The 22,672-nt window shown below is 59.7% G+C and carries 19 protein-coding genes; 3 read left to right on the forward strand and 16 right to left on the reverse strand.

What is annotated here, in order from left to right; all coding sequences use genetic code 11:
• The first annotated feature begins 304 nt into the window (after positions 1 to 304).
• From ASE04_RS22045 to ASE04_RS22055, 3 genes are read left to right on the forward strand one after another with little or no spacing between them, the layout of a single operon-like run.
• Positions 305 to 2,113, forward strand: coding sequence for an ABC transporter ATP-binding protein (locus ASE04_RS22045; protein ID WP_056822706.1), 1,809 nt, complete (start codon positions 305 to 307; stop codon positions 2,111 to 2,113).
• Between the two features lie 11 nt (positions 2,114 to 2,124).
• Complete coding sequence (locus ASE04_RS22050; protein ID WP_056822112.1) at positions 2,125 to 4,023, forward strand: ABC transporter ATP-binding protein; 1,899 nt, start codon at positions 2,125 to 2,127, stop codon at positions 4,021 to 4,023.
• A gap of 47 nt (positions 4,024 to 4,070) precedes the next feature.
• Entirely contained in the window at positions 4,071 to 5,102 is a 1,032-nt protein-coding gene (locus ASE04_RS22055) for an aldo/keto reductase (RefSeq protein ID WP_056822118.1), read from the forward strand.
• Between the two features lie 57 nt (positions 5,103 to 5,159).
• Here the strand turns inward: ASE04_RS22055 and ASE04_RS22060 are convergent, their stop codons facing one another.
• From ASE04_RS22060 to ASE04_RS22135, 16 genes are all read right to left on the reverse strand, one after another.
• The gene (locus ASE04_RS22060) at positions 5,160 to 6,701 is read right to left on the reverse strand and encodes a hypothetical protein (protein WP_244490471.1); all 1,542 of its coding nucleotides are present in this window, start codon (positions 6,699 to 6,701) and stop codon (positions 5,160 to 5,162) included.
• A gap of 225 nt (positions 6,702 to 6,926) precedes the next feature.
• Positions 6,927 to 7,997, reverse strand: a complete 1,071-nt coding sequence (locus ASE04_RS22065) for an ABC transporter ATP-binding protein (protein ID WP_056822122.1) — start codon at positions 7,995 to 7,997, stop codon at positions 6,927 to 6,929.
• Positions 7,994 to 8,821, reverse strand: coding sequence for a carbohydrate ABC transporter permease (locus ASE04_RS22070; protein ID WP_056822125.1), 828 nt, complete (start codon positions 8,819 to 8,821; stop codon positions 7,994 to 7,996). The genes ASE04_RS22065 and ASE04_RS22070 overlap by 4 nt, the downstream gene beginning before the upstream one ends.
• A complete protein-coding gene (locus tag ASE04_RS22075) occupies positions 8,818 to 9,720 on the reverse strand; it encodes a carbohydrate ABC transporter permease (protein ID WP_056822127.1) in 903 nt (300 codons plus the stop codon). The genes ASE04_RS22070 and ASE04_RS22075 overlap by 4 nt, the downstream gene beginning before the upstream one ends.
• Before the next feature lie 111 nt (positions 9,721 to 9,831).
• A complete protein-coding gene (locus ASE04_RS22080) occupies positions 9,832 to 11,064 on the reverse strand; it encodes an ABC transporter substrate-binding protein (protein WP_056822130.1) in 1,233 nt (410 codons plus the stop codon).
• Between the two features lie 65 nt (positions 11,065 to 11,129).
• Positions 11,130 to 12,032 (reverse strand): sugar phosphate isomerase/epimerase family protein, encoded by a 903-nt coding sequence (locus tag ASE04_RS22085; protein ID WP_056822133.1) that lies wholly within the window; start codon positions 12,030 to 12,032, stop codon positions 11,130 to 11,132.
• Between the two features lie 11 nt (positions 12,033 to 12,043).
• Positions 12,044 to 13,078, reverse strand: coding sequence for a Gfo/Idh/MocA family protein (locus ASE04_RS22090; protein WP_082597433.1), 1,035 nt, complete (start codon positions 13,076 to 13,078; stop codon positions 12,044 to 12,046).
• Positions 13,079 to 13,301: 223 nt separating this feature from the next.
• A complete protein-coding gene (locus tag ASE04_RS22095; protein WP_056822139.1) occupies positions 13,302 to 14,555 on the reverse strand; it encodes a glycerate kinase type-2 family protein in 1,254 nt (417 codons plus the stop codon).
• 12 nt (positions 14,556 to 14,567) lie between these two features.
• A complete protein-coding gene (locus ASE04_RS22100; protein ID WP_056822142.1) occupies positions 14,568 to 15,605 on the reverse strand; it encodes a substrate-binding domain-containing protein in 1,038 nt (345 codons plus the stop codon).
• Positions 15,606 to 15,818: 213 nt separating this feature from the next.
• Positions 15,819 to 16,364, reverse strand: coding sequence for a dTDP-4-dehydrorhamnose 3,5-epimerase (gene rfbC / locus ASE04_RS22105; protein ID WP_056822144.1), 546 nt, complete (start codon positions 16,362 to 16,364; stop codon positions 15,819 to 15,821).
• Complete coding sequence (rfbA, locus tag ASE04_RS22110) at positions 16,361 to 17,245, reverse strand: glucose-1-phosphate thymidylyltransferase RfbA (protein ID WP_056822722.1); 885 nt, start codon at positions 17,243 to 17,245, stop codon at positions 16,361 to 16,363. Before rfbA ends, rfbC begins: the two co-directional genes overlap by 4 nt.
• Positions 17,242 to 18,141 (reverse strand): dTDP-4-dehydrorhamnose reductase, encoded by a 900-nt coding sequence (gene rfbD / locus ASE04_RS22115; protein WP_056822147.1) that lies wholly within the window; start codon positions 18,139 to 18,141, stop codon positions 17,242 to 17,244. Before rfbD ends, rfbA begins: the two co-directional genes overlap by 4 nt.
• Positions 18,138 to 19,187, reverse strand: coding sequence for a dTDP-glucose 4,6-dehydratase (rfbB, locus tag ASE04_RS22120; protein ID WP_056822150.1), 1,050 nt, complete (start codon positions 19,185 to 19,187; stop codon positions 18,138 to 18,140). The genes rfbD and rfbB overlap by 4 nt, the downstream gene beginning before the upstream one ends.
• A gap of 49 nt (positions 19,188 to 19,236) precedes the next feature.
• Positions 19,237 to 20,679, reverse strand: a complete 1,443-nt coding sequence (locus ASE04_RS22125; protein ID WP_056822153.1) for an exopolysaccharide biosynthesis polyprenyl glycosylphosphotransferase — start codon at positions 20,677 to 20,679, stop codon at positions 19,237 to 19,239.
• 223 nt (positions 20,680 to 20,902) lie between these two features.
• The gene (locus ASE04_RS22130) at positions 20,903 to 21,265 is read right to left on the reverse strand and encodes a hypothetical protein (protein ID WP_056822156.1); all 363 of its coding nucleotides are present in this window, start codon (positions 21,263 to 21,265) and stop codon (positions 20,903 to 20,905) included.
• 116 nt (positions 21,266 to 21,381) lie between these two features.
• Positions 21,382 to 22,662, reverse strand: coding sequence for a tetratricopeptide repeat protein (locus ASE04_RS22135; protein WP_156408861.1), 1,281 nt, complete (start codon positions 22,660 to 22,662; stop codon positions 21,382 to 21,384).
• Between the last annotated feature and the right edge of the window lie 10 nt (positions 22,663 to 22,672).

Consider the following 22,672-nt stretch of genomic DNA (forward strand, 5'->3'; position numbering starts at 1 on the left):
GGCAAGCCCTTTGTTCGCGGGCACCGTGCAGGTTCAGGGCAAGCGCCTGTAATTATTGTCACATTTCGGTCGCTAAAAGCGGCGTTTTGGGACTTCATCGCGCCATTTGACGCACTCACGATAAAATAACCAACTGGTGAATTATTGACTTGAAGGCCCGCAAGGAATCGGCAAAAGTAAGGGCGCTAATCAATCCCTTCATGGATTCGCCGTCTTTCCGGACCAGCGTCCGACCACACTTCTGTTTTGGAACATTACCGTGAGCAGCGATGCTTTAACACGTTCGACGAAGCCATCGGCCTCGATGGCGAAGGCGACTGCGGCAGGCTGGGGCAAAGGCCTCTTCACGCTCGTCCGCATCACCGTCATGGCATTTCGCCATCCCTGGCAATCGGGTTTCGCCATCGGCGCGACCCTTGTGGCTTCCACCTTCCAGCTGATGATCCCTCGCCTGCTCGGCCGCGCGGTCGATCATACCCAAGTGGCTATGGAGGGTGGCCAGGCGGGTCAACTCGCCCAGGATGCGCTCTTGACGACGGCGCTGATGCTGCTCGGCGCCAGCGTTCTGCGCGGCATCTTCACCATGGTCCAGAACTATTTCAGCGAGAGCGTCGGCCACCATATGGGCTACGAGCTGCGCCTTGCCTGTTACGAAAAGATTCAGCGCCTTTCCTTCAGCTTTCATGACAGCGTCCACTCCGGTGACCTGATCACCGTGGGCCTGCTCGATCTCGAAGGCGTGCGCATGTATTTCTCGACGGCGCTGGTGCGCATGGTGCTCTTGAGCACGCTGATCGGCATCGGCGCATACATGTTGCTTTCCACGGATGTCGTCCTCGGCCTGCTTGCCTTGAGCTTCGTGCCCTTCGTCGCCTGGCGCTCCTCGGTGACGCAGCTGAAATTACGCGCGACCTGGCTCGACCTGCAGGAGCGGCTGTCGGTGCTGACACGCATCATGGAAGAAAATCTCGGCGGCATCCGCGTGGTCCGCGCATTCGCCGCGCAGGCACATGAGATGATGAAGTTCGAAGGTGCCTCCAAGAACGCTCTCTTGCTCGCTCACCAACGCGTCGGCATCCGTGTCGTCAACACCAGCGCCATGACCTTCTCCTTCTTCGCAGCCATGGGCCTTGTGCTCTGGATTGGCGGCGGCAAGGTGATGGCCGGTCAGATCACCGTCGGCACGCTGGCATCGTTTCTGACGTTCATGACAATCCTGCAGATGCCGGTCCGCCAGCTTGGCCTGATGGTCAACGCTTTCGCGCGCGCCTCCACCTGCGGCACCCGTCTGTTCAACCTGCTCGACCTCGAAATCGCGGTGCGCGATGCGCCAGACGCCAAGGACCTGGCGCTGACGGAGGGGACGCTTCGCTTCGAGAATGTAAGCTTTGCCTATCCGAGCTCGCCGATGCACGAGGTTCTCGACAACGTCTCCTTCGAAGCAAGACGCGGCGAGACGATCGGCATTGTGGGACCGCCTGGTAGCGGCAAGTCGACGCTTGCCCATCTTATCCCGCGTTTCTACGACGTCACCAAGGGCAGGATCACGATCGATGGCCAGGACATCCGCAAGGCGACGCTGCAGTCTCTTCGTCGGGCGGTCGCCGTCGTCCAACAGGATTCCTTCCTGTTCACCACCTCGATCGAAAACAACATCGCCTACGGCGATCCGTGGGCCAAGGAAGGGCGGATCGAGCGCGCCAGCGAAAGCGCACAATTGCACAACTACGTGCTGGGCCTGCCGACCGGCTACGGCACGGTCGTTGGCGAGCGTGGCGTGTCGCTGTCGGGCGGCCAGCGTCAACGCCTGTCGATTGCCCGCGCACTGATGTTGAAACCCGCCATCATGGTCTTCGACGACTCGACGGCGGCGATCGATGCAGCCACCGAACAGCGCATCCGCTCGGCGATGCGCAAATACGCGGCCGATCGCGTGACAATTATTGTTGCACACCGCCTGAGCTCACTGATGCACGCCGACCAGATCCTGTTCGTCGAGAACGGCGAAATCGTCGAACAGGGTACGCACGAGGAACTGCTGGCAGCCGGCGGGCGCTACAAGGCGCTTTACGATCTGCAGGTGCGGCCGGGCGACGAGGCGCTGAGCGCCTAGGGAGGAATGAAATGGCCGAGGAACTGGAAACCGAACGCTCCGACGTTCGCGAGGATGGACGCCGCCCACCCCGGGCAGTCGTCGGCTCGCATCGCGTCGAAGAGGAGATGTTCGGCAAGGCCTTCGACGGCAACATCATCAAGCGCATCTGGGCCTTCGTACATCCCTACCGCAGGCAGGTGCTGCTATCGGTAGCTGCCGTCCTGACGTTCACTGCCATGCAGCTTCTGATCCCGCTGATCATCCGCTATGCGATCGACCACGGCATGCGGCCCGGAGGAAGTCATTCCGCCTTGGGATGGGCGATGGTCGTCTTCCTCGCCGCGATCCTGATCAACTACTGCGCCAGCTACTGGCAGGAGACGCTGGTCGGCAACGTCGCGGAGGAGGTGCTCTTCGACATTCGCAAGGCGATGTTCTCGCATCTGCAGCGGGTCTCGCTGTCCTTCATGGACAAGACCGAGGTCGGCCGCCTGATGTCGCGCCTGCAGGGCGACGTCAACTCGATGCAGGAGTTTCTGGAAACCTCGGTCCTCTCGGTCGGCGACATCGTGCTGCTGTTCGGCATCGTCTTCGTCATGCTTTATCTCGACTTCAAGCTCGGGCTACTGACGCTCTCGGTTCTGCCGACCCTGTTTGTCGTTCGCCTCTTCTGGCTGCCGCTGGCACGAAAGTCCTTCATGGCGGCGCATGAGACCAACTCCGTTGCCAACGGGGCGTTGGCCGAAGCCATTCATGGCGTGCGCGCCGTGCAGAGCATGGACCGCCAGGGCGTCAACTTCATGCTCTACGATGACAAGGCAAAGGCTAACCTGAAGACGCACCTGACGGCGGCGCGTTACGCCCAGGTGATGGTGCCGATCGTGGATTCCTTGACCGGCGTCGCCATGGCGCTCGTTATCGTCGTCGGCGGTGCGCGTGTTCTCAACCAGGCACTCGATGTCGGCGTGCTCGTCGCCTTTCTGTTCTACATCCAGCGCTTCTTCGATCCGATCCGTTCGCTGACGTTGCAATACTCGGTGATGCAGCGCGCCATGGCCTCCGGTCAGCGGCTGACGGAAGTTCTCGACGTTCCCGTCGAGATCAGGGACGCGCCTGACGCAAAGGAACTTACCGCCGATATGGACGGCTCCGTCGAGTTTCGTGATGTGGTCTTCGGCTATCATCCGAAGCACCCGGTCTTGAAGCACGTGAGCTTCAAGGTGAACCCCGGTGAAACGGTTGCCCTTGTCGGCCCGACCGGCTCCGGCAAGTCGAGTTGCATGTCGCTGATCCATCGTTTTTATGATGTGCAACAGGGACAGGTGCTGGTCGGTGGACACGATGTGCGCGACCTGGCGCAGGATTCGCTCGGCAACCAGATCGCCATGGTCCTTCAGGAGCCGTTCCTGTTTACCGGCACGGTCTTCGAGAACATCCGCTACCACAAAGCGGAAGCGACCCGCGAGCAGGTCATCGAGGCGGCAAAGGCCGTTGGCGCTCACGATTTCATCATGCGCCTGCCCGAGGGCTACGACAGCATGCTCGGCGAGCGCGGCGGCAATCTCTCACTCGGCCAGCGCCAGCTTCTAAGCTTTGCCCGTGCGCTTGTCGCCGACGCGAAGATCCTGGTGCTCGACGAGGCGACGGCTAACATCGACAGCTACACCGAGATGCTGATCCAGAAGGCGCTCGTGAAGCTGCTTGAAAACCGCACCGGGCTGGTCATCGCCCATCGCCTAGCCACCATCCGGGAGGCGGACCGCATCATCGTGCTGCAGAACGGCGAGCTGATCGAGAGCGGCAACCACCAGCAGCTGATGAAGAACCGCAAGCTCTATTCGCGACTCTATAACCTCAACTACGCGTCCTTCGACGACATTCCGGATGCCGTGCTCGAAGAGACGACGGCGAGCGGTTCAGCAACTTAAAGATCAAGCCTTCAAGCAAATCCACTATCCGAAGAGGAGGATCTTCCATGGATTATCGCAAGCTTGGCCACAGCGGCGCAGTCGTGACCGCCTACTGCCTCGGCACCATGACGTTCGGCGCCGAGGCCGACGAAACCGCATCGCATAAACTGCTCGACGACTATTTCGCCTGGGGCGGAAACTTCATCGACACGGCCGACGTCTATAGCGCCGGCAAGTCGGAAGAGATCATCGGGCGGTGGCTGAAGACGCACCCGACCGAAGCGAAACAAGCGGTGATCGCGACCAAGGGCCGGTTCCCGATGGGTCCCGGTCCGAACGACATCGGCCTTTCCCGTCGCCATCTGAACCAAGCGCTGGATGTCTCGCTTGCACGGCTCGGCGTCGAGCATATCGATCTCTACCAGATGCACGCCTGGGACGCGTTGACTCCGATCGAGGAGACGCTGCGCTTTCTCGATGACGCCGTTTCCGCTGGCAAGATCGGCTACTACGGCTTCTCCAACTACGTCGGATGGCAGATTGCCAAGGCCAACGAAATCGCCAAGGCGCGAGGCTACACCCGGCCGGTGACGCTGCAGCCGCAATATAACCTGCTGGTGCGCGACATCGAGTTCGAGATCGTCGCCGCATGCCAGGACGCCGGCATGGGCCTGCTGCCGTGGTCGCCGCTCGGCGGCGGTTGGTTGACAGGCAAATATCGACGCGACCAGGCGCCGACGGGTGCCACTCGCCTCGGCGAGAACCCGAGCCGGGGAATGGAATCCTATGCCCAGCGCAACGCGCAGGAACGGACATGGGCGATCATCGAAACTGTGGAAGCGATTGCCAAGGCCCGTGGCGTCAGCATGGCACAGGTGGCCCTTGCCTGGACAGCGGCGCGACCGGCCGTGACATCAGTCATTCTCGGAGCGCGGACGAGCGAGCAGCTCGCCGACAACCTCGCTGCGGCAAAACTTTCGCTTTCGGAAGAGGAGATGACGAGGCTCAGCGACGTCAGCGAGCCGCACGTCGCCGACTACCCGTACGGGGCGGGCGGCACCAGCCAGCGGCATCGCAAGATCGAAGGCGGACGATAGCATCCGATCGGCTTGCACGCTGACCATGCCTGGCGTGCAAGCCCTCTTACGCCTCGATCAGATCTCCATATGCAGCGCCTTCTGCACGGCATCCCATTTGGGTGTGGAGGCGCCCTCATACTCCAACAGCCCCCAGCTTCCCCACTTGCCGGGCTCGCTCATCGACGTGAAGAGAGTGTAGAGATCGCCGCCGGCCGCCCACCAATTCTTCAGGTGGCGCAGGTACAGATCCCCCATCCTGGGATCACGGTTGGCCGCGATGAACAGTTTGGTGAGCGCATCGTTGTTTTCGGTCCCGCCGTGGCCGACGAGATGTTGACCACCTTCATAGGCATAGAGTTTCACGCCGTATTTCCCGGCGATAGCGACCTGCTTCCCGATGGTTTCGCGATTCAGGCCCTCGACCTCCTGGCCAAGCGCATCGAAAACACGGTCGAGCGACCAAGTCGCGACATCATTTGCACGCTCCGGATCCCCCAGCGAATTGCCGAAATAGGGAGCGATCGCCAGCACGTCTGCATGCTCTTTCACGCCCTCGTAGGATAGGATGACCTCACTCGTCCACTCGTTGGCGGATTGTGCACCGTAGACGCCAATCACACGGGCCTTGTCCGCTCCGAAGACATCCTCCCATATGGCGATGATCTCGGTTGCCCGCTTTGCGTAGAACATCATCGCCCCTTGGAACTCATCGTTCGACAAGCCAAGGGCTTTACCTTGCGAGGCGGCATAATCGTACTGACCAAAGAACGTGTTCCATACCTCGTTGGAGTATTCGACATTGACGTTGAGATCAGGAGACAGATCCTTCTTCACCTGAGTCGCGAACTGCCTGACGTAATCGTCGTCCGCCCCATGGGGCATGTTGAACCACGGTTCAGCTTTGACGGTGTTACAAAGGTCGATCATGTATTCCAGGGGAACGCCGAGATCCGAATTGCCGAAGCGGCCATACTTCGGCCTGTCGTTCCACTGCTTTACAGTGGAGCCGTTGGTCGACATCCAGTCCATGAACCGTATTGCCGACATGTCGCGCGCACGATCAAGGAACGGCTGGCGAAACGCGCTCGTCGGCATTTCTCCACGCTCGTAAAGGCGGATGTTGCGGATGGGATCGTCGGGATCGGTTTCCACGATCCTCGCGACAAACGCTTCGTTCTTGCGCATGTTGCGGACATCGTCGCGGCCAGGGAAGCGCCGTTCCAGTTCGGCGCCATTCGTATAGCCGATCTTCCCCTTGCCATCATAATAGAGCGAAAGCTGTACCGGCAGGTTCTTCCGATACGGCGTGAAGATGAGAAAGCTTTCCAGAAACGCCTGCGCGGGGATTTCCTTCGGATAGCCATAGTCGGTCATCGGCGGCAGCGGCGTGTCCCAGGTGAAGGGCATCTGGCCGAGCTGTACCCTCCATCTCGACGCGTTCAAAGCGAGATTCGAGAAGACTTGCTCGTTCGACCAGTAGGAAGCGCCGGCCAGATTCAGACCAAGCCTGCCATTCCTTCCGGAGGGAGCCGCAGCGAGCCTTCTCAAGGGAAACTGGCTTACGAAGGGGCCCAAGGCGGCGGCCGAGAGAATTTGCAGAACATCGCGACGCTTCACAGCACTATCCTTCCGTACTCACGATCCGCGCATTTGGGTCTCAACCCGGAAGGCGCGTCCAGTATCGGAATTCAACGGAAGACTGTATCGAATGGCAAGACCGACAAAATACGAGATGCCGTGGCGTGCCGTCATCCTTTAGGGGAAGCCATTTCGCGCGCATACTGCGCGGAAAGTCAAAGCGCGGATAGCCCTAGAGCCAATCCGCGCTTCTGAAAGTCATTGCTAGATACGTGTGCCGCTCGTGTCGTCAAACAAGTGCAGCTGCGACGGATCGACGACCGCACCGACCGTCTCCCCCGCCCGCGCGGTGCCGCGTCCCGTCTCGACGATGGTCAGTTCGGGCGTGGTCGCCGCCGTGACAAAGGTGGATGAACCAGTGGATTCCACCACCGCGACAGGCACGTCAAACGTACCCTGTCCCGGCGCGGTCACGCCGATATGCTCGGGGCGAATGCCGGCAGTCACCTTGCGACCGGGCTGTACCTGATGGTCGATCACGATCTTCTGCTTGACGCTTCCGAGGTCGATCGTCAGGCTTTTTCCATCCTCGCCAACAACCGCCGGAATGAAATTCATGGCGGGAGAGCCGATGAAGCCGGCAACGAACTTGTTGGCGGGCCTGTCGTATAGATCGAGCGGCTTGCCCTGCTGCTCGATGATCCCCTCACGCATGACGACAACATGGTCCGCCATGGTCATGGCTTCGATCTGGTCGTGGGTAACGTAAACCGAGGTGGCACCGAGTCGGTCGTGGAGCGCGCGGATTTCCTTGCGCATGTGAACGCGCAGTGCGGCGTCGAGGTTGGAGAGCGGCTCGTCGAACAGGAAGGCCTTCGGATGGCGAATGATCGCCCGGCTCATCGCGACGCGCTGGCGTTGACCGCCCGAAAGCTCGCGCGGGTAACGTTTCATGAGATTCGACAGCCCGGTGGTTGCGGCAACTTCTTCTGCCGCCTTTTTCGCTTCCGCCTTGGCGACGCCGCGAATACGCAGGCTATATGTCAGGTTCTCCTCGACGGTCATGTGCGGATAGAGCGCATAGGACTGGAACACCATGGCGACGTCGCGCTTGCGTGGCGGCACGTTGTTCATCAGCTCACCGGCGATCTTCAACTCACCTTCGGAGATGCTTTCAAGGCCTGCGAGCGAGCGAAGTAGCGTGGACTTGCCACAGCCGGATGGCCCGACGAGTGCGACAAACGTGCCCTTTGCGATCGACAGGTTGATGTTCTTGAGGGCATGGAACGCGCCGTAATGCTTGTTGACGCCGCTGAGCTCGATCTGATTGGTCATTTGAGGGCTCCAGAGGTGAGGCCGGATACGATGCGGCGCTGCAAAAGAACGAAGATGGCAAGGATCGGTGTTACATACATCGTGGCGTAGGCCATGATGTTGTTCCACTCGTTGGTATTCGGTCCCATGAAGGAATTGAGACCAACGCTGGCGGGCTGAAGGTCGACGGCCTGGATCATAGACTTCGAGTAGACGAACTCACCGAAGGCCTGCATGAAGATCAGGATGGCGCTGACAAGAATGCCGTTGCGGGCAAGCGGCAGCACGATGCTGAAGAAAGCGCCGACGCGGCTGTTGCCATCGACGAGCGCAGCTTCCTCGAGCTCCATCGGCACCGCCATGAAGGTGGCGCGAACGAGGACGACGAAGAAGGGCATGCTTTTCGCGGCGATCGCGATGATGACGGCAAGGCGCGGATAGTCGAGCATGCCGAACTGCGAGAAGCCGACGAAGATCGGAGTTACCATCAGCGACGCCGGCAGAACCTGCAGCATCAGGATCATGAAGAGACCGATATCGACCCAGACGTTGCGGTAGCGGGCCAGCACGTAGGCACAGCCGACGCCGAGGACGGTGATGAGCGTGACGGAGCCGATGGCGATGACCAGCGAGTTCCAGAGATAACGGCCCATGCCGCGGCTTTCCCAGACATAGCCGAACGTGCCCCACTGCGGCTCTGCCGGCCAGAAGCTCGGCGGTGTCGCGAACATTTCGGATCCGCCCTTGAGGGCCGTGATGTACATCCAGTAGAGCGGAAAGAGATAGATCGCCGCCATGACGATGGCGATCACAAGCATGAGACGGTTGCGTATCGTTTCGGTCATCCGCGCACCTCATGGCGTGTGGAGCGGACATAGACGACCGAGGCGAACATGACGAAGATGATCATGATCACGGAGATAGTCGCGCCCTTGGCGAAATCATACTGACGGAAGGACAGGTCCCACGCCCAGTATTGTGTGACGTTGGATGAATTGTTCGGACCGCCCGAGGTGATCGCAGCGAAGAGGTCGAACTGCTGCAGCGTGAAGATCAGGCCGAGGGCGACGATGGCGCCAATGGTGGAGCGCATCATCGGCAAAGTGATCGTCCAGAACCGCTGCCAGGCATTGGCGCCGTCGAGTTCCGCGGCCTCATAGAGGTCGCCGGGGATTCCGGACAGGCCGACCGAAAGGAGGATCATGTTGAAGGCCGTGCCCAGCCAGACGTTGGCGATGATCACGGCATAGAGCGAGAAGTGCGGATCGGAGCGCCAGAAGATGTTGCTGCTGATGATGCCGCTCTCCTTCAGGATGAAGTTGAGGACACCGAAGTCACCGGACAAAATCCAATTCCAGATCGCACCCACGACAAGGCCGGGCATCACCCACGAAACGAGGAAGAGGCCACGCAGCCACGAGGCGCCGGGGAAATTGACCCAGAAGAACAGCGCCAGACCGAAGCCGATCAGAAACTGGCCGGCGATCGAGCCCACGACGAAAATCACCGTATTGCCGAGGATCGGCCAGGTTTCCGGCTGAGCGAAGAGATCCTTGTAGTTCTTAAAACCGACGAAGGGACGCGCGAAGGTTCCAAGGCTGAACATATCAACCTCCTGGAAACTCATCACCACATTATAGATGAGCGGCAGCCCGGCCATCAGGAACAGGAACGTCAGTGGGAAGGCGACGAGCGTGATGTCGAAGCCGCGGCCGTCCCTGACGCTTGAAAGAATCCGTTTCATCGATCCTCCAATACTCCGAACGGGGCTGCCGAGAGCTTGCGCTGCAAGACAACCCCTGCCGGGAGGAAATGGTAGGGATGGCCCGAAAGCCATCCGGTTATGCGGAGTGGATTAGCCGAGAACAGCCTTGATCTTCTCGGCAGCCTGGTCGAGCGCATCCTTCGGAGTCATCTGGCCGGTCAGAGCCGCCTGGATTGCGTCCTGGATCGCCTTGGAGATCTTCGGCCACTGCGGATGCGGGCCGCGCGGCTTCGCATACTTCAGCTGCTCGATAAAGACCTTGAGGCCCTCATCCTTGAGCTTCTCGCCGGTCTCCGGGATGGTGATGTCGGAACGGGCCGGAAGCTGGCCGTAGTTCTTGAACATCTTGTCGTCCTGAGAAGCGAAGAACTCAAGCGCCTTGAAGGCTTCGGCCGGGTGCTTCGTGCTCGAGAAGATCGCCCAGTTGAAGTCGCCCATTGCCGACGACCGCTCAGCGCCTTCCTTTGGAACCGGAAGCAGGGCAACGCCCCAGTCGAACTTGGCTTCCTTGGTCATGCGATCAAGTTCCCAAGGACCGGAGATCGCCATGGCGGCATTGCCGGAGTTGAACGTCCCGGTGGAATCCCACTGGCCGCGCGTCAGGGTGTCCGGAGAAGCAAGCTTCTCGTCCATGATCGTCTTCCAGGTCTCAAGCGCCTTGACCGCGCCTTCGGCATTGATGTTCTGGTAGCCGCCGCCGCCCATCTGGGCCCAGGGCAAGAACTGGAAGGTACCTTCCTCGTTCGCCTTGGCGGAGAAGGCAAGACCGTAGACGTTCTTGGCCGGATCGGTCAGCTTGCGTGCATCCTCGACAAGCTCGTCCCAGGTCTGCGGCGGCTTGTTCGGGTCGAGGCCCTTCGCCTTGAACATGTCCTTGTTGTAGTAGAGCGCGATCGTGTTGGTCGCCTTCGGAATACCGAAATACTTGCCATCCCATTCCACGGATTTCAGCGGACCGGGGAAATAGTTGTCCGGCTTGATGACCGAGGAGCCCTTGATCATGTCGGAAATATCGAGGAAGGCGCCGCGCGAGGCGAACATCGCATGCTCGGGATTGTCGACCGCGATGATGTCGGGAGCCTGGCCAGTGGCATAGGCGCGCATGGCTTCGGTGACGACGTCATCGAACTGGATCAGACGATACTCGATCTTGATGCCGTTGTTCTGGGCGTTGAATTCCTTGACGAGGTTCGGTGCCGGCTGGATGTCCTTGTCCAGCGACCAGAGGGTCAAGGTGACATCTTCGGCCTTGGCAGTCAGGCCAAAGAGAGAGACGCCTGCCAGCGCCAAAGCGCCGACCATTGCAAACTTGCGGATACCCATAGTTCTCCTCCTTTGTGGTTATCCTGTCGGAAGCCGGCGATTCCTCCTCGCCGGCCACGATGTCATCAAACCGGATCGACGACGAAGTCGCCGCCCCGGGCATGCTTGAGGTGGTTGAGCGCGTAGACCTGACCGGTCATCTCCAGCTCGTCGCGGTAAACAGGATCGTGCCAGCCTTCGATGTCGATCGAACCGGACCAGCCTGCAAGACGCAGTTCCGAAATGATGTCGGTCCAGTTGCTGTCGCCGAAGCCCGGCGTGCGCATGAAGACGAACTTCTCCTTGCCGAAAATGCCGTGTTCCTTGATGACGTCCCAACGGATCGTCGCATCCTTGCCGTGCACGTGAAAGATCTTCTTCGCCCACTTGCGGATCTGCGGCAGTGGATCGATCAGATAAACCATCTGGTGGCAGGGTTCCCACTCGATACCAATGTGGTCATCGGGCGTTTCGTTGAAGATCAGTTCCCAGGCATCGGGATTGTGGGCGATGTTCCAGTCGCCGGTCGCCCAGTTGCCGTCCATGGCGCAGTTTTCGAAGGCGATCTTGACGCCCTTGTCAGCGGCGCGCTTGGCAAGTTCACTCCAGATTTCCTTGTAGCGCGGCAGACTGTCGGTCAACGGCTTGTTGCGGACGCGGCCGGTGAAGCCGGCGATGCAGGTGGCGCCGAAATGATGTGCGTTGTCGATGCAGTCTTTCCAGCCTTGGAGCGTCTGCAGGTCGATGTCGGTCGCCTCAAGCGGATTTCCGAACATGCCGAGCGTCGAGATGGTGATGTCGCGATCACCAATGGCATCGACGCAGCGCTTGCCGAGATCGGCCAGATCCTGACCGTTCGTCGTCTGCCAGAAGAAGGGCTCGAAGCTCTCGAAACCCATGTCGGCAATCTGACCGATGCGCTTGTCGGCGCCGCCCTTGGAGGCGCTGACCATGGTACCTACACGAATGGACTTGGCGGGGTTGCTCACAATGTCTGTCCTTATGCTGAAATTTCGATGCGCTTGCCGGTCTTGGCGCTTTCGATCGCGCCGAACACCATGGCGAGGCTTCTGATATTGTCGGAGCTTGCGGTCTCGGGCCGCTTGCCGGTTTTGATCGCCTCGACGAAGCTTGCGATGACGCTGGCGTGGCCGTGCGTCTCTTCTTCGTGTGCCGGCTCGGGAACGTTTACGGAAGCAAAGCCATGCAGAAGACCCGGCTCAGTGCCGGCGACGGCTGCATTGAACGTGTCGCCACCGTCCCAGGTCAACATTCCCTTGGAACCTACGAGGCGCCATTCGCTTTCCCAGCTGGTGCGCTCGCCTTCCGCACACCACGAGCCACGGTAGGTGAAGACGACGTCGTCGGAAAATTCGAAGGTCGCATTGGCGGAGGCGCCATGCTTGTACCAGGATCCATTCGGATTGCGCTCGACGCAATAGACGGCGAGCGGCTTCTTGTCAGCCACGTAGCGGGCGGCGTCGAAGGTGTGGATCGCCATGTCGAGCAGCAGGACGTTGTCCATCTCCTCGCGGAAACCGCCGAAATGCGGGCCGAGGAAGAAATCACAATGGATGGCGGTCAGATCGCCGATTGCTCCGCTCTCGACGAAGCGACGCATGCGGCGTACGCCGGAAATGAAGCGGCGGTTCTGGATGATGGCGTGGATCTTTCCGGTCTCGGCGGCGAGATCGATCAGAGCGGCGCCTTCGGCAAGCGACGTCGCCATTGGTTTTTCGCTGAGAACGTGGCAGCCCGCTTTCATCGCCGTGGAAACGACGTTGAAACGTGCCGTCGGTATAACGACGTCGAAGACGATATCGGCGTTCGACTTGGCGATGACGTCGGCAAGATCGGTGCCGATGACAACGCCCTCAAGACCGAACTCGGCAGCGAGCGCTTCGGCGGCCGCTGGATTGACATCGACAAGGCCCTTGACCTCGATGGCGGCCGCGAGAGCCGGGGTTTCCTTGATGGCGCGCAACCAGCCTTTGGACATGGCTCCGCACCCGCATAGAACGGCATTCAATATCACGATTTCCTCCGGTGGATCGTTTCCGGTTTTCCTCCCGAAACGTATCCCGTAAACGTTTACGATACTAAGCGGAAACGTTTCGTGGTGTCAATAGGCCGCACTTGGAGCTAAAATGCTGCGAAAAACACCTGAAAATGCCGGGCCTTAGGTGACGCTATGCCGCACTGCAGCATCGAAAATTTTCAGGCCCTTCAGCTGCTTTTTGCGACGTTTTACGGAAGCGTCACGCGATCAGGATCGCACGAAAATCATTCACGTTGGTACCGGTCGGGCCGGTGACGAAGAGGTCGCCCAGAGCTTCGAAGCATGTGTAGCAGTCGTTGGCGTCGAGCAGCTTTCGCGGATCGATGCCCTTTTCACGCAAACGCCTGAGTGTATCGCCGTCAACGAACGCCCCGGCGTTGTTTTCGGAACCGTCGATTCCATCCGTATCGGCAGCCAGGACGTGAATATTCTGCTCGCCGATGGCGAGCGCCATTGCCAGGGCAAATTCCCCGTTGCGTCCGCCCCGGCCTCCGCGTTCCTTCAGGGTAACGGTGGTCTCCCCGCCGGAAAGGATAACGACCGGCTTGGAAAACGGCCGGTTCCTTGTGGCCACCTCTCGTGCAATCGCGGCGTGGACGAGCGCAACATCGCGCGATTCACCTTCGATCGAATCCGAGAGGATCACGGCTTCGATGCCATGCGCGCGGGCAGCAGCGGCAGCAGCCTCCAGGGAGACACCGGCGGACGCGATGATATGGTGCTCGTGGCGGGCAAAAATCGGATCATCCGGCCGCGGCGCGTCTGCGGAAGGCGATGCGAGATGATCAAGCGCCGCCTGCGGCAATTTCAATCGGTACTGCGCGACCACCGCCTGTGCCTGCTGGCGATTGGAGAAGTCCGCAACCGTCGGGCCGGAGGCAACATGAGCGGGATTGTCGCCCGGTATGTCTGATACGATGAGGCTGACCACGCGTGCTTTCGTCGCAGCCGCCAGTCGCCCTCCCTTGATCGTCGACAGATGCTTGCGCACGACGTTCATCGAGGCGATCGGTGCGCCGGAAGCCAGCAGAAGCTCATTGAACGCGATCTCGTCCTGAAGCGTCAAGCCGACTGGCGGAGCCGGCAGCAATGCCGAACCGCCGCCGCAGATGAGAGCAATGACAAGATCGTCCTCAGTCAACCCGGCAACGGCCTCCATCAGCAGTCCTGATGCAGTCAATCCAGCCGCATCGGGGACCGGATGCGATGCTTCGATGACCCTGATGCTCTTGGTATCGCAACCATATCCGTAGCGCGTGACGACGATGCCCTCGAGGGGCGTCGGCCAGAGGCTTTCCAGCGCGCGCGCCATCTGGGCGGCTCCCTTTCCTGCCCCGACGACCACGGTGCGACCGCGCGGTGGGGCGGGAAGACGGGATGCAATGCCCGTCAGCGGATCAGCGGCGCGCACGGCGGCCGTAAACAGTTCGGAGAGAAGCTCGCGCGGTTTCATGATGCCTGCCAGTCAGGGGGTGATTGTGAATGCGTCGCTTTCGCCAGGGGCGAGTTCCAGCGGCCAGATCGTATTCTGTGCGCCTTTTGGGTAAAGAGCGGAATAGGCAGGCATCGACGCAAGAAGTGTCTCGGCAAGCTTGGTACCGAGGTCGCGAAGCGACAGGCGGAAGCAAGTGAGCGTCGGTTGCAGGAACCTCGCGCGAGGCTCCTCGCGAAAACCGATCACGGCGAGATCGCGGCCGGGAACGACCCCTGCCTCGACCATTCGCCGATAGAGCCCAATGGCCATCAATTCGTAGATCAGGATGATCGCTGTTGGCCGGTCCTTGAGGCGCAGCAATTCCGTACCGGCCTGATAGCCGCCCTGCTCGCTGGACTTCACGCGAATGATTAAATCTGGATCAAACTCCAGGCCGTGCCGCTCCAGCGCCTGCCGGTAGGCATCCACGAAGACATAGCCGAGGTTGATATCGGTGGAAGGTGCCGCAATGGCGATGCGGCGGTGCCCCTTAGCGACGAGGCGCTCGACGGCACAAGCCGCGACGCCCTCGAAATCGAGATCGATCCATGGATAGTTGCCGCCGGACGAGCTGCGCCCGAGCGCCACGAACGGAATCTTTGCCTTCGAGAGGAAATCGATACGCTTGTCGATGCGCTGCGTTGCCGAGATGATCATTGCGTCGACGACGCGGCGGGCGACCATGCGCTTCAGATACTCATGCGGATCCTCATCGCTTGGGCAAGGGAGCATGACGAGGTCAAGCTTGTGGCGCGTAAAGACGGACTGAAGCCCGCCCGTGACGCTAAGGAAGAAGTTGTCCCCGTTCTCGACGGTTTCCTGGCTCGCTTCGATCATCAGCCCGATAACATTCGTCGTACCCTGGCGAAGGCTGCGGCCGGATTGATTGGCGACATAGCCGAGTTCCTCCGCTGCCGCCAACACGCGCTTGCGAGTCTCCTCGTTGACGTCAGGCTTGTCATTCAGCGCCCGCGATACTGTCCCGATCGAGATATCGAGATGTTTTGCCAGCTGGCGAATTCCCTTCATTGGCGGCAAATTCCTCCTCACCCGAAACGCCTCGGCTCATATCTGCCATACAGAAACGTTTCCGAGAAGCACTTTAGGCAATGTTCGGCGCGATATGCTGACACGGGACGTGATCAGGCAAGCCGAACCTTTCACGACGTTACGCGTGTAATGGTTTGGTCTTCCGAGGCGCAATACTCTTTCGCGAATACTTGAGATCGCTCTGAAACGCCGTCACGGAAACAGTTCAGCATCCTGAAAGGAAGAGGCGATCGCATCCTTGGACGAGAGGATCGGCTCGCCATCGATCGGCCAGCGAATATCGAGCTGCCGGTCATTCCAGATAATCGCTCGTTCATTTTCCGGAGAGTAGAAATCGGTCGTCTTGTAGAGGAACTGCGCGCTTTCGGACAGGACAAGAAAACCGTGCGCAAAGCCGGGCGGCACCCAGAGCTGATGCTTGTTCGTCGCTGACAAAACCTCGCCTACCCAGCGTCCGAAGGTGGGAGACGAGCGCCTGATATCGACGCAGACATCAAACACCTCTCCCTCGACGACACGCACGAGTTTGCCCTGCGGTTGCTTGATCTGGTAGTGCAGCCCGCGCAGGACATTCTTGCCCGACCGTGAATGGTTGTCCTGAACGAAGGTCACCGTGCGGCCCAGTGCGGTATCGAATTGTGCCTGATTGAAGCTCTCGAAGAAAAATCCTCGCTCGTCGCCATAAACCTTTGGCTGAACGAGAAGCACGTCCGGAATATCCAGCGGAATGAAACTCATTGCAGGGCGCCTTCGTCCAGCAGCCGCAACAGGTACTTGCCGTATCCGTTCTTCGAAAGCGGCATGGCAAGCCGCTCAAGATCGGCACGGCTGACCCAACCGTTGCGGAATGCGATCTCTTCCGGGCACGACACCTTCAGTCCCTGGCGACGTTCGAGCGTCGAAATGAACTGTCCGGCATCGAGCAGGGAATCATGTGTCCCGGTGTCCAGCCAGGCGTAGCCCCGGCCCATGATCTCGACCGTCAGGCTTTCGTCATCGAGGTAGCAACGGTTGAGATCCGTGATCTCGAGTTCGCCGCGCGGCGAAGGTTTCAGCTGCTTTGCGAATTCGACAGCGCGTTCGTCGTAGAAGTAGAGACCGGTCACAGCGTAGTTGGATTTCGCAACGGCCGGCTTCTCCTCGATGGAAAGAACACGGCGGCGGCGGTCGAATTCGACGACACCGTAACGCTCCGGATCCAGCACGTGATAGGCGAAAACCGTGGCACCCTGCCTGCGCGACATCCCGCTTTCAAGCAAGGAAGGGAGGTCGTGGCCGTAGAAAATGTTGTCCCCCAAAACCAGTGCAGAAGGAGCCCCCGCGAGGAAATCCTCGGCAATGATGAACGCCTGCGCCAGCCCATCCGGAGACGGTTGCTCGGCGTAGGAAAACGTCACGCCCCACTCCTGTCCGCTCCCCAGCAATTGCCGAAATCTCGGAATGTCCTGCGGCGTGGAGATGATCAGAATGTCGCGGATGCCGGCGAGCATCAAAGTCGACAATGGATAGTAGATCATCGGCTTGTCGAAGACCGGCAACAGCTGCTTGCTGATCGCAAGCGTCGCGGGATGCAGGCGTGTGCCGGACCCTCCGGCCAGAATGATGCCTTTGCGGGTCATGGCTTCCATCCCCTTTTTCGAAGTTGATCCAGCATGCGGTCGACGTGCACTGTCCAGTCCGGCAGGCTGAGCCCAAGGCGGGACGAGAGAGCATGGCAATCAAGTGACGAGTTCATCGGCCGGGCGGCCGGACGCGGAAACTCGGCCGTGGTGATCGGCTCGATGTCATCAGGACCGGCCTTGGGCTCGAATCCGATATCGATAGCGCGACGCACCACATGACATGCGAGGCCGTGCCAGCTCGTCCGACCGCCCGCCGTCAAATGATAGATGCCGTCAGGCAAACCGCCGCGGCGATAACCGGCCACCGCAAGCGCCGTCACGTCAGCGATCAATTCGGCCGACGTCGGCGCACCGAACTGGTCGGCCACCACGCGAAGCTGCGGGCGCTCATGCGCCAATCGCAGGATCGTCTTGATGAAATTGTCGCCGTCTGCCGAAAACACCCAGCTTGTGCGGAATACGAGATGCTTGCAGCGCGAACCGGTGATCGCCAGTTCGCCACCCCGTTTGGATTGCCCGTACACATTCAGCGGATCTGTCTCGTCCGTCTCGACATAAGGCGCAGTCTTCCGGCCGTTGAAAACATAGTCGGTCGAATAGTGAAGCAACAGGGCGTCCCGCTCGAGCGCCTGCTGCGCGAGTATGCCAACAGCATCCCGGTTGACCGCGAAGGCCACAGCGGAATTTGTTTCCGCCTGGTCGACTTGGGTAAAGGCGGCAGCGTTTGCGATGACCGCCGCATTGGCCGCCTCTCGCAGGGCCGCAGAAATCGTCTCGGGTTTCTCAAGGTCGAGACGATCCCTTCCGAAAACATCAAGGGAACCGAAGGGCAACAGGGTACGCTGCAATTCGCGGGAAACCTGGCCATTTCTGCCGAGCAGCATCACGGTCATGCGTATTGCTTCTCGAGCCAGTTGCGATAACTGCCGGATGTGACGTTGCGCACCCATTCGGCATTATCGAGATACCAGCCGACGGTCTTGCGGATGCCGCTCTCGAACGTCTCGCTCGGGCGCCAACCAAGCTCGCTTTCGATCCTGCGCGCGTCGATGGCATAGCGGCGATCGTGCCCAGGGCGATCCGTAACAAACGTGATCTGCCCTCGATAAGACTGACCATCGTCTCTTGGCTTCAGCTCATCAAGCAGATCGCAGATCGATTGCACGACATCGAGATTGGTGCGCTCGTTCCAGCCGCCGACATTGTAGGTGCGCCCGGGCACACCTGACTGCAATACACGACGCAGCGCGCTGCAATGATCCTTGACGTAGAGCCAGTCTCTGATCTGCTGGCCGTCGCCGTAAAGCGGCAACGGCCGCCCGAGCAGCGCATTGTTGATCACCAGCGGGATGAGCTTTTCCGGAAAGTGGAATGGCCCATAGTTGTTCGAGCAATTGGTGGTGAGGACCGGAAGCCCGTAGGTGTGATGGTACGCCCTGACCAAGTGGTCGCTGGCTGCCTTGCTTGCGGAATAGGGGCTGTTCGGTTGATATTGCGTCTCTTCGTGGAACGCTTCGTCGTCAGCGTCGAGCGTGCCAAAGACCTCGTCTGTCGAAATATGCAGGAAGCGAAACGAGTCGTCCTTGGAACCGCCGCTCCAATATGCGCGGGCCGCCTCCAGAAGGCGGAAGGTGCCGACGATATTCGTGTCGATGAAGTCGGCGGGACCATGGATCGACCTGTCGACATGGCTTTCCGCCGCGAAATTGACGATGGCCCTCGGCCGATAGTCCGCCAGTAGTCTTTCGACAAGCGCGCCGTCAGCAATGCTGCCGTGGACGAAAATATGCCCTTCGTCGCCCTCAAGACTACGGAGATTGCCGAGGTTTCCGGCGTAGGTCAGCGCGTCCAGATTAAGCACCGGCTCATCGCTCTGCGCCAACCAGTCCAGGACAAAATTTGAGCCGATGAATCCGGCACCACCCGTTACGAACAACACGTCTACGCACCCCTTTTTACAACGCAAACACAAGGTGAGGGATCACCCGCTAATAGACATTCTTGCGGTCCTTGATCCCGAGCATCGTCTGCAAAACGATCCGTAGATCAAGCCAGAGAGACCAGTTATTGATGTACCAGATGTCATGGCGGACACGTTCCGCCATGCGGTCGACCGTCGGGGTCTCGCCCCTGTAGCCGTTGATCTGCGCCCAGCCGGTCAAGCCCGGCTTGACGTGACGACGCGAGGCATACTGTGCGATCAGCGTGCCGTAGAAGTCGTCATGAGCCAGAGCGTGCGGACGAGGACCGACCACCGACATCTCGCCACGCAGCACGTTCCAGAACTGCGGCAACTCATCGAGACTAGACGAGCGAATGAACGCGCCGACCCGCGTTACGCGCGGATCGTTCCGGGTGGCCTGACGGATATCGCTACCGTCCTCCATCACCGACATGCTGCGGAACTTCAGAATGCGGAAGGATTTTCCGCTGTAGCCCTTGCGCGACTGCCAGAAGAATATTGGGCCGCGGCTGTCAAGCTTGATGGCAATCGCAATGACGATGCACATCGGCAGGGTGACGAGAAGCGCACCAATCGAAAAGGCGATATCGAAAGTCCGCTTGACAGCGCGTTCGAACAGATCGAGCGGCGGGCGATGCGTCTGGAATGCGCAGTTTTCCCCAAGGCCGTGTGCGAAGCCTTGCACGATCTCGCCCACTAGGCCAGTGAACATGACGCTGACCGGTAGGCAGAACTGGCGAAGCGTGACGAGGCACTCGTCCAGAACCTTTAGATTCCCGTAGTCGCCCCAGACGATCAGCACTTCATCCACATCGTCGATGCCGTGTTTGCTGCAAGCCTCAAGGAGGCCCGGTCCAGCTGCACTGCCGTCGCGCCCGATGCGCATCGTTTGCGTTATCACCAACCCGTTGCGAGTCGCTCGCTCGGAAAGCGGTTCGACAGCGGTTGTTTCCGGGCAAATCAGCAGCACGCGATGCGTTGGGAAGGCAGCATGCGCTGCCGCGCGTTTGAGATAGGAACGCCACAACACCCGCAATCCCAGAAGTCCGGCAAGAGACAAAACCGTCGTCGAGGCGATCGCCCCGCGTGAGATGGCGGATCCAACTTTCATGAAGAATGCAATTGTCAGCAGGAATACCACCACGGCAGGGAGAATGGTGCATATCGCGGTGAGCTGGCGGCGAAACGACACGAGTTCCGCAGCTCTGTAGGTATGCGCGCCTGCCATCGCCAGAACAAACATCGTCGCGACCAGGAGACCGATACCGATGTAGACTGACGGGTCGTCACTAAAGCCGAACGTTAGGTCCTGGTAGGCGATGTGGCCCGCGGCGCTGGCGAAGAGCAACAGTGCGAAATCAGCCATTGCTGCCGCATAGGTCACGACAACGCTGTTAAAGCCCAACCACTTCCGATCGCTGCGGACCGAAAAGCGCGCATTCCAATTCTGTTCGACTGGCATGGTCATAAGAGATCACCTCAACCCACCAGCTTAGTTAACATGAGATAAATGCGCGCAACAATTGCCCCGAAATACTCCTTATTCAGTAAAACTGAAGTATGCGCTCAAGATGCCCCCAATACTGGCATAAGTATAAAGCAAGCGATGGAGGAGAGGCAGAGAGGCGACGGGTGCTGCAGAAAGCCAGGGCGGCAGCACCCCGTCTGGATGTTCCAAACGCTTTCACAGCTCAATCGAGCTTGAAACTCGAGAATTCATAGCGATTGCCGCTGCCCGCGCGGCTCACGACGTATTTCCGGGTCTTGGTTATGATGCGCGCGAAATTTCCATCGGTCGTGATGGTGCGCGCTGTCGATATTTTGGCGTAGTCGTTTCCGGGAAAACTTGGCGGGCAGGCTTTCCCGCCGATCGCATAGATCCGGGCGCCGCCCTTGTCGAACCGGCGTTGAATCGGCTCGCCGTGCGGATCGGCCAGGACCTTGCATTCTGGCGCATTCGGGACCGGCAACAACTGGTACCAGGGGCTATCCGCATGGGCGGAAATCGCCGACAGCGATAGGGACAACGAAAAGGCAAAAGCTGACTTCCACATGATACCAAGCCTCCTTAGCGTTCGCTTCTCCAGGTTACACCTTGCATTTCTGTTGTTTACTTACGAGTTCACGCAATTTTTTCAGCCAAATCATTCCAATTCTACATCGTATAACACTAATTTGAGTTCATCTTCATGATTGCGGCTCGAGCCAAGGTATATCCGCTGGATGCGGACCTTTCCAACCATTGCCGGCCGATCGCCGCTTCATCCGCGGCACCTGCATCCAGGATCATCATGCCGAGAAGATATTGCGCCTCAGCGTCGTTCCGTTTGGCCGCCTGTTCGCGAAAGGATCGGGCCTTGACCGCCGATTGCTGAACGCCGGTACCATAGTAGTATGCATTGCCAAGTGCTCTCGCAGCGGAAGGCTGCCCAGCATCAGCCGCCTTCCTCAGAGTCTCGATAATGCGGTCCTTTTCGTGTTGAGCAACGTCCGACCGCCCCAGTGCCTGAGAGAGGTAGTCCGCAGCCGCGGCATCACCGTTAGAGACAAGTTCTTCGAAAATCGGGATCGATTCACCCGTAGAGCCCGCATTCCACAAACTCTGCGCAATGGTGAGAAGCGCGACAGGATCAGCTTTGTCGCCGGCAGCGCGCAAGGCTGAAATCGCCTTGCTTCGAACATCGGCAGGATATCCGGACGCCAAAAGCTGCTTGATCGGTCGACGTGCATCAGCCGGATTGAGCTTTATCGAGCGCACCAGGAGGTCAGCGCTTGTGGCAAGGTCCTCGGGAGTTCCGCCGCCGGCAACGCTCTTTGCAAGTTCCACGTAAAGCTTGGCGCGGCGCGGCGCGTCCAGGCGGTCGGCCCAGGTCATCGCTTCCTTGAAGTCTTTAGGTGTCCCTCGGCCTTCGGTAAGGGCGATCGCTGTCGCCTCGATACCCTTGCTGTTGCCGACGATCGCCGCCCAGCGGTACCATTTGAAAGCAACCTCGTCATTCTGCGGAATGCCGTCGCCGGAATACTGAATCTCGGCATAAGCGGCGACACAGCTCTTGCAGCCGCGCATGCTCTCCGCCGCGAGAAGACTGAGGACCGAAGGCGCTTTCGGACCGAACGTGTACTCGTTCATGAGGATCGCCTTGGCAAGCAGACGCGTCGTATCCTTGGAGGGTGTTCCCGTCAGCAGGAGAGCAAACCCGTAGTCAAGGTTACGAATGTTGCGGTTGCGCGATGTCAGGGCCGCGGATGCGATCTCCAGCCGCTTCTGCGGCGGCAGTTTGGCTGCCGCCTCGACGCTGGGCCAGCCTTTGGCGGTGCGCATTTCCTCCCAGCTTGAGAACGTCTCGGTGGCCGGCCTCGGCGTCGGCTTGGCGGGTTGCGCGGCGTTCGCGCCGGCGGCCATCGCAAGGAACGCCAGAACGGTGAAAGCGATTGATCGATGGCGCGTCATTTATTTTATC

This window comes from Rhizobium sp. Root708 (assembly GCF_001429725.1).
Classification (GTDB): Bacteria; Pseudomonadota; Alphaproteobacteria; order Rhizobiales; family Rhizobiaceae; genus Rhizobium.